The sequence below is a fragment of the Rhizobium sp. KNZ2-6A genome (assembly GCF_056755475.1).
This window is the reverse complement of record NZ_JBNDIC010000032.1, coordinates 63,641-77,022: the sequence shown is the minus strand read 5'-3', so window position 1 is coordinate 77,022 and position 13,382 is coordinate 63,641. Positions and strand designations below refer to the sequence as shown.

Sequence of the window (13,382 nt, the reverse complement as noted above, 5' to 3'; positions counted from 1 at the left end):
GGCACCAGCTCGTATCAGACGACGGACGGCACGTCGCACTATCTGGTCGGCGATGCCACGCTCAGCTACCAGCCGGCGCTCGCAAGGAGGGTGGCGGTGTAAACAGTGAACAAGCGCCGGCTCGATCAGCTCGTGCTAAATCAGTGATGCTTTATAAAATGGCGCATCCGGTTTGTGCGACAACATTCCGGATCGCAGTCCCGGCGGATCGACGCACCCCAACGTGTCGGCCGCCGGTTTCCAGCTTTCCATACGGGCCTATGGGCGGGCAAGCGCGGGCATGTGTTGCTCACCGAGGCAACCCCACGGTATTTTAGCTGGGGATAACATAGGCGGGATGCGCATCGCCCATGGCCTTTGTTCCGCCCCGCCACTATCGTCAGACCGTTGGAAGACCCTTGAGTTTATTTTGTTCCCCTCAAATGACCCTGCCTCGCCACCCGGCGGCGCAGGGTCTTTTTTCGGGCGCGCGTTGATACGGCCCGTATGGCCGGCGTGACGGCGCTTGGAAAAGTATCCATCCGAGGTGGGCCGCGGGACTTGGGGGTCTCGCGCGTGGTAGGATAGCAGAATGGAGATCGACGAGGACAAAATCGATGACGCGGTCCTGGCACTGTTATGGCTGACGCTCCACAACGAACGTTGCGCCTGGAAGGGATTTGACTGGGCGACGACGGACCGGTTGCATGAGAAGGGACTGATCTGTGATCCGGTGAACAAGTCGAAGTCGCTGGTCCTGACGGACGAAGGTCTACGGCGTTCGGAAGAACTGTTCCGCCGGTTGTTTACACGGTAAAATCCAGTTTCGGCCTTCACCCACAGCCCGGCGTTCAGGTTTTGCGTCGCGCTTTTCGGGCCCATTTTGCAGCCAGGTCATCGACGGCTTTGTTGAGCTGGGAGAAGTTGGCGGCGGCGGGATCATAATCGCTGCTGCCCCACCATTCGAGGATTTCGGCATGTCGCTCGTGCGCCGGGTCCGCAAGCGCCTCGCGGAACTCCTGATAACCCCATGGACCACCCACGTCTTCGGGCGGGCAGTGTCCCGTTGCTTCGAGGAGCATCGGTCCTTCCGTGCCGACTGCAGGAAAGGTGCGCTCGATCTTGATGCTGTGTTCCCAACCGTCACCAAAGTCATAGAGGTACTTGAACGATTTCGCGCCGGTGTCCTGGACTGCCGACAGCAGCGAGACCCTGCGGGCATCGATCGGACCATCCCCCCATTCCTCGTCAGGCAAACCAAAGCCGACGTCACGCATGCGGAATTCGTAAAGGTGGCTGTTGGTCCAGCCCATCGCCGCCTGCAATACCTCGTGCAGCCGACTGAGCCTGATGGTGAACGGCACGACAACGCGCCGCATCACTATCGGCTCGACACGATCGAGGGTGACCTTCAGGCGGACGACGGAAGCCACCATCGTCAGGCCGCCAGCATGACGGTTGCCGCCGATGCACGTTTCCACTCCCAGGGCAGCAGTTCGTGCAGGCGCGTGACAGGATGGTCGGCGATGCGAGCCAGGACATCGGCAAGCCACGCCTTTGGGTCGACATCGTTGAGGCGGCAGGTGGTGATGACGGTCAGCATGACAGCGGCACGATCTGCCCCACGCTGGGAACCGGCGAAGGTCCAGTTCCGTCTTCCCAATGCGACACTTCTCAGCGCCCTCTCGGCTGCGTTGTTCGTGAGACAAACTCTCCCGTCTTCGAGGAAGAGGGCAAAGCCCTCCCAGCGCTTGAGCATGTAGTCGATCGGCTCGATGACCTCGGACGATCTGCTGAGCGTGGCGCGTTCCTTCGTCAACCACTCGTGCATGTCATCGAACAGCGGCTTGCTCTTCTCCTGTCGCACAGCCAGTCGTTCTTCGGCGCTCAATCCGTTGATCTGGCGCTCGATTTCAAAGAGCGCGTCGAACCGTTTGACAGCCTCAAGCGCGATCGGCGAGATCGGCTTGCCCTTGCGTTTGCGATCTCGCGCACTTTTCTGGATATCGGCCAGCTCAAAGAATTTGCGCCGCGCATGCGCGTGGCAAAAGGCGAAGGTGATCGGGATCTCTTTCGTTGCGGCGACAGCGATCGGCTCGAAGCCATTGTAGCAATCGCTCTGCAGAATGCCGCCGTATCCGGCCAGGTGTTTCTGGGGATGTTCGCCGCGCCGGTCACTCGACGCATAATAGATTGCGGCTGGCGGCGCTGATCCTCCAAATGGCCGGTCATCGCATACGTAAGTCCATATGCGTCCGGTCGTGCATTTGTTCCTGGCCTGAATGGGAATGGTGGTGTCATCACCGTGAAGACGCTCGGCTGCAAAGACATGCGCCTCGATCAGATCGAAGACAGGCATGAGAGCGGCTGTTGCGTACCCGACCTGATCGGCCAGCGTCGAGGTCGAAAGATCGATCCCCTCGCATTTGAACCGGGCATTTTGCCGGTTGAGCGGACTGTGCATCCCAAATTTGTCGAACAGGATCGTCGCCAACAGATGAGGACCGATGAAGCCGCGCGGCGTGGCATGGAACGGTGCCGGGGTCTGGCTGATTGCCTCACAGTCACGGCACGTGAACTTTTCCCGCACCGTCTCGATCACCTTGAACCGGCGCGGTATCTCCTCCAGCGTCTCGGTAACGTCCTCGCCCAGCTTCGACAGGCGCGAACCACCACAGCAGGCGCAAGTCGTCGGCGGCTCGATGACAATACGTTCACGCTCGATATCGTCCGGCCATGGCTTGCGCACCGGCCGTTTGCGCGTGAACGAACGTACGCTCGAGGTTCTGGCGCTTGCTGCTTGTGCCGCGACCTCATCCTCCGTCGCCGCCGTCACGAGTTCCTCGAGCTGCAACTCCAACTGGTCGAGCAGGCGCGCCGTGCGCTCAGAGCGCTGGCCCCGCAACTCGCGCCTGAGCTTCTCGATCTTCAATTCCAGAGCAACGATCAGCGCCTCGTTGTCGGAGAGCATCGCCTGCGCATTGGCCGCTTCCGCAACTGCGATAGCGTGTTTAGCCTGCAAGGCTTCATGCTCACCAAGCAGCGCCAGGTAAGCGCCGACAACATCCGCAGGAAGATCGACAGGCTTTGAGATCATGACGCCATTCGATCAGATTTCTCCTGTATTTTCAATTGAATAATGCTAGCCGACCTTCGTCGGCCGCCAGGTTTCCTGAGGGTGCCTCCAGTCGATCCCGGATAGAAGATAACTGAGCTGCGCGGGTGATATCGAGATCGCTCCGCCCTCCGCAGATGGCCAGACGAACCGGCCGCGCTCCAACTTTTTTGTAAAAAGGCAGCTCCCCTGGCCGTCACTCCAGATCACTTTTATCAGCGATCCGCTGCGACCGCGGAACACAAAAAGATTGCCGTCCAGAGGGTTCAGCTTCAGCACCTCCTGCACCCGCAACGCAAGGGATGGAAACCCACACCGCATGTCGGTATGGCCCGTTGCAATCCACACACGCACATTTTGACCGGAAGGAAGCGTGATCACCGCAACGTCTCCAGCCCCCGCATGATCCGAAGCAGCGCCTCAACGTCGACGCTGCCGTCCACGACCACACGACGGCCGTTCGCCGCGACAATCTCCATACGGCCGGAGGGAGACGCCACCGGATGCTCCATCGCAGCAGGTGGCGTGGCCTGCTTCACCGGCATAAAAGCTTCCGGCATGACGAGCGCCGGCACAAAATCATCGGTTTGTTTCTGGCCGTGCAAACCCTGGCGAACCGATTTGCGCCAACGGTTCAACAGGGAGCGGCTGATGCCGTGTTGACGGGCCGTGGCCGACGCCCGGCCTCTCCCCGCAAAGCTCTCCGCGACAATGCGCAGCTTCTCATCCTCACTAAAGCGACGCCGCCGACCGGTGTTGATCACTTCGATACGGCTCACCCGAGACGCGCTGTCCCCTTCAAAAATCTCCATCTGTGCAACTGTCCTTATGCCTGGGAATAAGGACAGGGTCTGAACAGTTTTACTCAATATTCAAAGGCGGCCTCGCTCGGACGGATACTTGGAAAATGCCGCGGGACGCGCTATATAAGGATTTGGAGAGTGGGGTGAGCTTTCACCCACCCCACTCTCTCACGTTAGGAATTGAACCCGCACGCTTGCCTGCCAGCTCGTGCGGGTTTTCCGTTTCGTCAGAGTGATGCTAAATGGCAAAAACCACATAGGATCATCTCCAGTTCGGGGCAAGGTCGTTGCCTCGGTCGGACTAGCCAGATAGCTTTAAGGTCTGGTGCCAACCAAAGTTCGCTGCTAACGCCCCGCGCCGCCGCATTCCGGGCGACGCCCAGCGCGTCAACGCTGAGATTTGCTAGATCTGAATCGATGGCGCAAACAGGAGGTTTGCGATGGGTTCGGCGCTTTCGTTGCGGTCAGACTATGAGGGGGATGGGTTGCGGCGCCTGGCTCGGCAGACACGAGATGCCGACCAGGCTCGGCGTCTTCTCGCCCTCGCATCGATCTAGGATGGCGGCTCTCGCGCAAATGCTTCGTCCGAGCACTTGCGATAGCGTGCTCGTGCGTATTGCCTTCCGTCTTGCGAACAACGTCGGCACCCGGAACCATGACTATTTCGCGGCTCATTGGCTGGCCTGTGCATTCCCCTGCCGACGCACGGCTCGGGGCCGGTGTGGGTCGCTAATCCTTCACCGAAATGGACTTTCACCATATACTCCTTGCCGGTCTCCCGGCGCACTCGCAAAAATCAGTCGCGAAAGTCGGACTTTCGCACGCGACTTTTGCAAAATGTTCTCCCGCCATAAATACTATTATTTCTTGGCTGGAAAGTCAGGACCCGAACGGTCTCCCAGAGGACTTCGAATATATCACCTAGCATGACGGCAACTCCTTCACCGTCATTCGACGCCACTTGCTTTCCGCTTTCAAACGACCTTATCGTTCAGATCACATGACTTGAGGTTATCCATGAAGCGTGGGCGTCTGCCATTAACGGCTCTTCGTAGTTTTGAGGTCGCTGGCCGACTACAGAGCTTTACGCTCGCAGCAGAAGAATTGTATATTTCACAGGCGGCGATCAGCCGTCAGGTCCGTGAGCTGGAGAGTCGTTTAGGGCAAATGCTGTTCGAGAGGCGTCATCGCAGTGTCTCGCTGACGCTCGCGGGCGAGACGTTGCTCGCCGTACTGACCAAGGCATTCGACGATATCGCCACATCGCTTGATGGCATTGGCGAAAACAGCAGGTTTTCGACCCTCATGGTGAGCGCAGAGCCGTCTTTTGCCTCTGCTTGGCTGGTGCGTAATCTGTCTGCGTTTCAAAAAGAGCAGCCAGATGTCGACATAATATTTGATGCTGATTCCCGCTTGATAGAATTCAGAACTGATCAGGCTGTAATCGCTGTTCGTCACAGCGCCTCCAAAACCAAATGGCCCAGAGTGGAGAGCCGTCGATTGGTGGCGTCAAACATGATCCCCGTCGTCGCGCCACATCTGATAGCGGAACCACTCATCAACCCCTCTGACTTGCTGAAATTCCCCCTTCTACATGAAGAAAGCCGCGATCTATGGCAGAGCTGGTTTGCCGCCGCTGGCATACAAACGAGTGTCCGAAAAGGAACTGTCTATGCTGACGGAGGCCTCGTCCTCCAGGCAGCTCTCCAAGGAGAGGGCATCGCTCTCATTGACGAGTTTTTTGTGCGGTGCGACCTGAATGCGAGAAGGCTAATCCAACCGTTCGAGCTTTCAGTCTCCCACGGGGCTTATTGGTTAGTCGCTCGCAATTTCGCCGAACTTCCCGAAGCTGCGATCGCCTTTGCGCAATGGCTAACCACGACTTTAAGCGAAGGAAAACAGACAGACGGCAAATATTAGGCAGACCGTCCGAGAACTCTTCGGGCAATAGAGGGTAGAATACACGTTTGCCCTTCAGGCCAACTATGCAAGGATCAAGGAGTTATCAGCGCAGCGGCGATACTTTGTTGGAAATCTCGCTCAGGCACTGCCGCAATTGCTGGGCCGTTCTTTTGACGTCTTCGTGGGTCCGCAGTGTCGTCTGGCTGTCTACGCAGCGTGCAATGGCAAAGAAGAATTCATCGTTACAGCCACTGGAAGCAAATCTTTCACCCGCTTGGCCGATCTGCTCCGCCGTCCAGCTTCGATCTGGCTCACCACGATTTTTGGACAGAAATCGGAAGGCTTCATCGGCCATAATCTCAATCGTTTGATTTTCACACGCGGCGGCCTCCGTATTCGTACCTCTGATTAATTCGCGGTATTCCGGCAATTACACACCATTCTGCGCCATGGCTTGCCAAGACAGAAAGAGCATCGCCAAGGAATACGCTAAGCGCAGATTTACGGACAGTAGGCTTTTTCTAGATTCTAGCATATTTCAGTTTTATGGTGCGATATTTTATCCTGCATATTTCTAACAAACAAAGCTGCATTATTTGGCGTAATGACTATAGAACAAAATATCCCTTTCTTCTTATGTAAATAAATTTTCTCGCGAAAGGGATTGCTGATCAACTCAATACTGATAAACGACTCTGGTGAAAAAACCCCCACCAGCTTAATAGAAGCAATATCTTCATTGTACTCGATAGCTGTGACGTGGATCAAGCGCCGGCACATAGCGCGAGAAGGTGTCGACCACCGTGAGCACCGCAGTTTCTTGCCGGTCGCGAGTTGGTCGTGCACGAAGTCCATCGCCCAGACATCGTTCGGTCCAACGGCCATTTGCCGATCTTCCCGCAGCTTGGCTTTGACCCGTCGCTTCGGCGTCTTGTTGCGCAGTTGCAGGCCCAAGTCTCTGTTGATGCGATAGGTTCGCTTGATATTGGTACCCCAGCCCTCGCGTTCCAAAAGCACATGCACGCGACGATATCCGCCTTCATCAGCAGGCGCACCATGACCCGCACGGCATCCCACAGCAGGCTGCTGTCGCTCGGTTCGTGCATGAGTGCCGAGGTCACTGTACTGTCCAGCCGCACGACAGTACCGTCCTCCAGCTTCGCCTGCCGAGCACTCGACAGCAGCGCCCGATTGATCGCTTCCCAGGTCTCGGGTCGGATCGCGCTGGTCGTCTTCTGCAGCACTGACTTTTGCGGGCTCCATGACCACGGCAGGCGCGCAAAGGCCCGAAACGACGCGGAGTCCTCGAGATGGAACGCCAGTTCATGGTAGCTCAGCTGCCGGTATTGCTTGAGCAATGCGCAACGCAGCACCGCCTCGACCGGCAGCCCTTGTCGTCCGGTGGCCTTGACGCCGAGCCGACCCAGATCCCGCCCACTAAGCCAAACAGATCGTGGTGCTCGTCCAGCCACTGCGACATCGCCTTCAGTTCGTGGCCGATCTCGTGCGTGGCGAAAAGATCGAATATACTGGCTTGGACGGTGCGTTCTTGGCGCATTGTCGGCTCCGGCGGTTGCAGATTGTGCTTCGGAATCAGTGGCATGAGCCCAAAATATACCTGAAATCGCCGGGCCTTGCCCGCGCAAAATTCAGATTGACGTAATAATATCAATAGGTTGGCGTTTGTGGACGGAAACTAGCTAGACATTATGAATGCCGGTGAATGAACGGCAGTGGCGATTTCGCGGATGGGATGATTGCCTTTCAACGACGCGCGCTCGGAGGCGAGACATTTCTGAAGTTCGATCGGAAGACGGAAGCCAAGATTAGAGAGCGGGGACACGCGACGCAACTGCCGCGCAGCAGCGCGAAATCCAAATAGGCCCAGTGAGCCGTTACACATAGGCGCTGTCTTCAGCTATGAATCCATGGGAAGCTGTGGAAATCCTGCCTTTTCGGATCTTCCTTCGGCGTTGCGTCGATGACAGCAGTTCAATCCGCTGTCAGGGTTTCCATATCAACAATGATGCGGAGACGTAGGATGACCACCACGAATGAAATCGCCGACAAGATCGCGGGTGAACACAGCCTGACGAAGGCACAAGGAAAGGCAATCGTCGAAGCGGTGATCGCCTCGATCACTCAAGCCGCGATTGCCGGCAACGAAACGTCGCTGCCTGGATTTGGCAAGTTCAAGGTGAAGGCAGCCGGAGCGCGAAGCGCGCAATCCGGCGACCGGCGCGACCATTAAAGTCGCGGCGGCCAAGAAGCTAGCGTTTACGCCGGCCAAGGCACTTAAGGATGCATTGAATAAATAGCGCTCTAAACACGCAAGAAGGTTGTGCAGGATGCCCGACAAGATCGGAACGAAGTCGAAGCCGATCGCCATGGCGGCGCGGCGGAGATCCCAGAGGCGCTCGAAGCCAAGGGAACTTGGCACCGAGCCAAAGCTCGAAGTGTTCGCCCTCCTCATCAGGAAAGGCCTGCAGAAAGAAACAGGGGAGACTTGCGGGAGATGAACTTTTTCCGTCGTATTTTTAGCGGAGTGCAACCGTCCTATCTCATTCGGTCTTATCTGATCGGCCTTATCTTTTTTGCTCTGATGATCGGCATGGCGCTGAGCGCGGAAACCAAGAGCGGTGCGCCTGTCGGCTTCATGGTGTTTGCGGCGCTCAGCACATTGCTCTTTCCGTTCGCCAAGCTGGTCTGGGATGAGCTTCGCGATCTCCTCTTCGGGAGGAACGTGATTTTTATGAACGCGATCTTCCTGTTTATGCTCAAGTGGCTTGTCAACGGCTTACTATGGGCGCTTGCGATTTTCGTCGCACCGGTTGGAATTCTGTATCTGTGGTTCCGCACCCGCCAGCGAAAAGCGAGTGTGGAAGATGAGGCATTATAGGAAGCAGGCGCTTGCCAATATCAGGCGATGCTCGCCGACGATGGGCTGCGCTTATACTAGATTGATCAGCGCAACAGTGTCGGGAGGACGGGTGAAGCGGAACAGCGCGCAGCGTGGGAGTGGCGTTGCCTTATGAGTTCGGCCTACGGCGATGCATTTCAAATGATAGTAGACAAAATGACCTCCCCCCTTAGATCTGATTGGGAAAAAGGGGAATTCGGGCGAAGCCCCTGCTGAAAGAAGCCATCGCCAGCAGGCTGCAAGCGATCTATACTAGGCCGGCGTTCAACGCCGCGCTCGCGGCGGTTCGGGCCGACCCTTATGGAGCTCAGCTGTTGGCGCTGTACGAGAGGTACTAGCCGGGCTGGCGTTCATTGTATAGCGAGCCGACCGATTTCGATGCGTATCCAGACGTTTTGACAGGCCATAGCCGACAACTTTTCGGCTGCACGCGTCGAGAATGACGGCCAGATAACAGAAGCCGACGCGGCATTGACACTGGTTAATTCTCTGCCGAAATTAACAGTCATCGATCTCGCCGGTCTTGAGCAAACGACGTAGGGCCTGGCGTTCCGCCGCCAGTGCGGTACGGCGCAAGGCGTGCTCGGCCCGCTGCAGCGCCGCAGCCTCTTCCAGCGGTGTCTTGCTATCATCGAGCAGAGTGAGGCGCCGCCGATAGGTCGCGATCAGGCCTTCCGCCACTGCCTGATCGATCGAGGCGAGCCCATCAGGACCGCGTCGATGGGCGACGACGTCTTCCAATCGCGCGATCGCGGCCTCTGCGGCGGCGATCCGCGCCTGCCGCATCTCGGTGACGTGAGCGGCGCCATGGTCGGCGGCAAGCCCACGCACGATAAATGGCAGGCCAAGACTGGCGATCACCAGCCAGAGCAGGATCACGCCGGCAGCCAAGAAGATCGCAACGTCCCTCTCGGGGAAGGGCGAGCCGTCGAGTGCGAGTTCCGGCAAGGAGAGCACGCCTGCAAGCGTAACCGCTCCGCGTACGCCAGCGATCGAGCCGGCCAGCCGAGTCCGCAGCGTGGCGCGGAATTGCCCTAGGCGAAGGCGCCCGACGATGATGTGGCTGAATGCGACGGCAACGGTGATCCACAAATAGCGCAGCAGGATCAGGCAGAGCGTTAGAGCCGCGATGATGCCAAGCGGCTGCCAGAGCCAGTGCCAACTGATGAGGGCGGGTGGAACGCCGCGGATGATCGCCGGCAACTGCAGGCCGAGCAGCACAAAGATGATGCCGTTCAATAGGAAGGCGAGCATTGTCCAGAATGAACGGGCGAGCATATAGGCGGAGACGCGGAGATAGTTGGCGGTGCGCGAGCGCCCGACGGTGAAGCCGGCGACAACCGCGGCAAGCACTCCCGAAGCATGGATACTCTCCGCTGCCAGAAAGGCAGCGAAGGGCAGGAACATCACGACCAAAACCTGTGCCTCGGGCGCGATCTGATCAAATTTCGCCAGCAGCCTCAACGCCCATGAGACAACCAAGACCGCGAGCAGCCCTGCAGCAACGCCGCCGGCGACGGCCAGGAGGAAGCCAAGCGAAGCCTGCCAGAGCGAGAAGCTGCCGGTCAGCGCCGCGACAGTGGCGAAGCGGAAGATCACCAGGCCAGAAGCATCGTTGAGCAGCGATTCCCCTTCGAGGATGTGCATCAGATCCTTCGGCACCCTCTCCTTGTCGACGATGGAGGAGACTGCGACCGCATCGGTCGGCGAAAGCACGGCGGCAAGCGCGAAAGCCACCGGCAGCGGCATGGAGGGCACCAGCCAATGCAAAGCGAAACCGCATAAGAACGTAGTGAAGAAGACCATGCCGAAGGCTAGCGACAGGATCGGCCGCAGTAGCTGGCGGTATTCGCGTTTCGGTGCCTCCCAGGCATCAGCAAACAGCAGCGGCGCGATGAAGAGCAAGAGGAACAGCTCTGGCTCAAGCTGGGGATGAAAGCTGGCTGTCGGCCAGGAGAGGCCGGCGCCTAATGCGATCTGGACGATTGGGAGCGGGACGGTTCTAAACAGCCGGCTGAGCGGTTGCGACGCGACGACGGCCATGACCAAGATCAGAATGAGGGCGAAGGTGTGCATTGCTAAATGGGCGGGCCAGCAAGGTTGGGGTTGCGTAGGTCAAATGGCGTGGATGGCCGCCGGATCCACGATCCTCGAATCCCGAACCGACGGCGCTTCCACCAGTTACAATTGCTCTCCACCGCCACTTACGGCAATGAATAGGCGATGAGTGCATCGCTTGGCGGCGTCATCATGAAGTGATGTCCGCCGGCCATAATCAGCAAATACTGCTTTCCATCTTGTTCGTAGGTCATTGGAGTGGCCTGTCCACCGCCCGGTAGGATGTCGCTCCAGACGGTCTCGCCTGTTCGCATGTCGATCGCTCGTATGAGATTGTCCGTCGCTGCTGCAATGAAGACTAGCCCGGAGGCTGTCACGACGGATCCACCATTGTTCGGCGTTCCGATGCTGAATGGCAGATAGGACGGAACGCCGAATGGGCCGTTGCGGCGCGCGGTGCCGAAGGGGCGATCCCAGATCGTCTTACCGGTAGCGAGCTCGATCGCGCGGATGCCGCCATAGGGAGGATGCGTGCAGAGCACGCCGGTCGGCGTCTGCCAGCCAGCATTGACCTTAATCGCATAAGGCGTCCCGGTTTGCGGGCCGTTGCCTTCGGCACTGCCACCAGCGGCATTAAAGCGGGGATCCCCGACTGGAAAGAGCCTTTCCCGGTCCGCCTCGTCACGGGAAATCAACATGTTGTAGTTCGAGGTAAGATTGTAGTTAGCCACGATCACGCCGCGACGCGGATCGACAGCGACACCACCCCAATCCGAGCCACCATTGTAACCCGGCCATTGAATGTTGGCACGGTTCACTTCTGGCGGCGTGAAGCGGCCGTGATAGCTAGCTTTCCTGAAACTGATCCTGCAGATCATCTGGTCGATTGGCGACAGGCCCCACATGTCCTTCTCAGTGAGGTCGGCCACCGCGAGCGTGTGAAAGAGCGAGAAGGGTTGTGTAGGCGAGCGCTGCTGCGGTTCCGGTCCCCCCTGCGGAACAGCGCGCTCCTCGACCTGGTGGAGCGGCTTGCCCGTGGTACGATCCAAGATAAACATATCGCCAGACTTGGACGGAACCAGTAACCCCGGCGTCCCGCCCTGCGTAGTCGGAAACTCGATCAGCGTCGGCTGGGAGCCGAGGTCATAGTCCCAGACGTCGGCATGTACCGTCTGATAAACCCAGCGCGGCTTGCCTGTATTCACATCCAGCGCAACGATAGCTGAGCTGATCTTCTTCTCCTCGTCCGACCGCAAACTCGTGTAGTAGTCGCCGGCGGAGTTCCCCGTCGGCAAGTAGACTAACCCCAGCTGCTCGTCACCGACCGGCTGAGCCCAGCTATTGGGCGTGCCGAACGAATAATATCCGCCTGCTGGCGGCTCTCCTGTCATGTTCGGCTGGTTGACGTCCCAGGCGAATCGAAGCTTGCCGCTCACAGCATCGTAACCACGAATGACGCCCGATGGCGCCCAGCGCCGTTGACCGTCCAAAACCTGGTGACCAGTCACGATAACACCCTGAACGATGACCGGCGGGGACGTGATCGCCGCAGTTCCGGGAATAAGAGGCTTAGCTTCGGCGGTCTCGCTATCCTTCTGACCAAGACCGATCTTCAAATCGGCCGCGCCGTTCGTGCCGAAACCTTGGCACGGCTGTCCAGTCCCGGCGTCTACCGCAATCAGCCGCATATCGAGCGTTCCCTCGATAATGCGCTTGGCACAGGCCTCTTGCGGGCTGGCGTTCGGCACTTCGTAGTAGACCACGCCCCGGCACGCCGCCGTATAGGGAAGCCATTTGTCGCTTACGCCGGACTTGAACCGCCATAGCTGCTTGCCGGTCTTCGCATCGAGCGCGAACAGATCGTTCATACCGGTGCAGCCATAGACACGATCGTCTACCTTCAGCGGTGTCAGCTGCGACCCGAACTTCTTCGGGATCTCGCCAGTATTGTAAATCCAGGCCCGCTTGAGAGTCTTAACATTGCTCAAGTTGATCTGGTCGAGATTTGAATACCGCTGCGCGCTCTGGCCGCCGCCGTAGGCGCTCCATTCACCTTGCTTAGGTGCATAGGCGGCGCTTTCAAAAGCAGCCTCCACCTTCTGGTCCGGCAGAGGCCTTTGAATGCCGTCGCTCTGTGTTACATAGACGCCCCCCACGAGGACAGCGAGAAATGCCGCCAGAGCCCCGAAGCCGAGTTTGCGCGTAGTGTTGCCGCGGCTGTCGGCAGCCGGCAGCAGCAACGCCAGAACCAGCAGGACGACGGGACCGGCCAGCCGTGGTGTCAAATCCCATGGTGAGAAACCGACTTCCCACAGAGCCCACACCACAGTGAAGACGAAGGCAGCAACATAGACGTGAAAACCATGAGGCTTGTCGAGAAGGTACAACACCCCTGCAATCGAAAGTCCTGCGCCGACGATAGCGTAATAAAGGCTACCCCCGAGGGTCGCGAGATATATGCCGCCGACAAGCAGAATAAGAGCAATCGCCAAAACAACAAGGCCAAAGACCTTACTTGCAAGCTTTCTGATCATGTATTTGCCTCTACGATTGTGGTCAAAATTCCTGAGTGAAGGATCACCGGCTCGGTGCCTTTCGTTGCAAG

At 58.2% G+C, this 13,382-nt stretch carries 10 protein-coding genes and 3 pseudogenes; 4 read left to right on the top strand and 9 right to left on the bottom strand.

Annotated features, from left to right (window positions below):
* Positions 1 to 571: 571 nt before the first annotated feature.
* Positions 572 to 796, top strand: coding sequence for a DUF6429 family protein (locus tag ACPYOP_RS21320; protein ID WP_105375144.1), 225 nt, complete (start codon positions 572 to 574; stop codon positions 794 to 796).
* Positions 797 to 830: 34 nt separating this feature from the next.
* On the opposite strand, the gene ACPYOP_RS21315 is transcribed toward ACPYOP_RS21320, so the two are convergent.
* Genes ACPYOP_RS21315 through tnpA form a run of 4 tightly spaced genes read right to left on the bottom strand, consistent with a single transcriptional unit; the run spans position 831 to position 3,906 of the window.
* A complete protein-coding gene (locus ACPYOP_RS21315) occupies positions 831 to 1,415 on the bottom strand; it encodes a plasmid pRiA4b ORF-3 family protein (RefSeq protein WP_481412300.1) in 585 nt (194 codons plus the stop codon).
* 2 nt (positions 1,416 to 1,417) lie between these two features.
* The gene (tnpC, locus tag ACPYOP_RS21310) at positions 1,418 to 3,076 is read right to left on the bottom strand and encodes an IS66 family transposase (RefSeq protein WP_481412299.1); all 1,659 of its coding nucleotides are present in this window, start codon (positions 3,074 to 3,076) and stop codon (positions 1,418 to 1,420) included.
* 45 nt (positions 3,077 to 3,121) lie between these two features.
* Positions 3,122 to 3,475 (bottom strand): IS66 family insertion sequence element accessory protein TnpB, encoded by a 354-nt coding sequence (tnpB, locus tag ACPYOP_RS21305; RefSeq protein ID WP_321186478.1) that lies wholly within the window; start codon positions 3,473 to 3,475, stop codon positions 3,122 to 3,124.
* Positions 3,472 to 3,906, bottom strand: a complete 435-nt coding sequence (tnpA, locus tag ACPYOP_RS21300) for an IS66-like element accessory protein TnpA (RefSeq protein WP_481412298.1) — start codon at positions 3,904 to 3,906, stop codon at positions 3,472 to 3,474. The genes tnpB and tnpA overlap by 4 nt, the downstream gene beginning before the upstream one ends.
* Before the next feature lie 1,008 nt (positions 3,907 to 4,914).
* Between tnpA and ACPYOP_RS21295 the strand changes: the two genes are divergently transcribed.
* Positions 4,915 to 5,817, top strand: coding sequence for a LysR substrate-binding domain-containing protein (locus tag ACPYOP_RS21295; protein ID WP_481412297.1), 903 nt, complete (start codon positions 4,915 to 4,917; stop codon positions 5,815 to 5,817).
* Positions 5,818 to 5,902: 85 nt separating this feature from the next.
* Here the strand turns inward: ACPYOP_RS21295 and ACPYOP_RS21290 are convergent, their stop codons facing one another.
* From ACPYOP_RS21290 to ACPYOP_RS21280, 3 genes and pseudogenes are all read right to left on the bottom strand, one after another.
* Positions 5,903 to 6,154, bottom strand: coding sequence for a hypothetical protein (locus ACPYOP_RS21290; protein ID WP_481412296.1), 252 nt, complete (start codon positions 6,152 to 6,154; stop codon positions 5,903 to 5,905).
* 390 nt (positions 6,155 to 6,544) lie between these two features.
* Positions 6,545 to 6,834 (bottom strand): annotated as a pseudogene (locus ACPYOP_RS21285) (IS3 family transposase); the annotation flags it as partial.
* Positions 6,822 to 7,357, bottom strand: a pseudogene (locus ACPYOP_RS21280) (transposase); the annotation flags it as partial. The pseudogenes ACPYOP_RS21285 and ACPYOP_RS21280, both read right to left, overlap by 13 nt.
* Positions 7,358 to 7,840: 483 nt before the next feature.
* On the opposite strand from ACPYOP_RS21280, the pseudogene ACPYOP_RS21275 reads away from it, so the two are divergent.
* Positions 7,841 to 8,117: pseudogene (locus tag ACPYOP_RS21275) on the top strand (HU family DNA-binding protein).
* A gap of 23 nt (positions 8,118 to 8,140) precedes the next feature.
* Complete coding sequence (locus ACPYOP_RS21270; protein ID WP_481412295.1) at positions 8,141 to 8,698, top strand: hypothetical protein; 558 nt, start codon at positions 8,141 to 8,143, stop codon at positions 8,696 to 8,698.
* A 519-nt stretch (positions 8,699 to 9,217) separates the two neighbouring features.
* Here the strand turns inward: ACPYOP_RS21270 and ACPYOP_RS21265 are convergent.
* Entirely contained in the window at positions 9,218 to 10,795 is a 1,578-nt protein-coding gene (locus ACPYOP_RS21265) for a Na+/H+ antiporter (protein ID WP_481412294.1), read from the bottom strand.
* A gap of 128 nt (positions 10,796 to 10,923) precedes the next feature.
* A complete protein-coding gene (locus ACPYOP_RS21260; RefSeq protein WP_481412293.1) occupies positions 10,924 to 13,311 on the bottom strand; it encodes a membrane-bound PQQ-dependent dehydrogenase, glucose/quinate/shikimate family in 2,388 nt (795 codons plus the stop codon).
* Positions 13,312 to 13,382 lie beyond the last annotated feature (71 nt).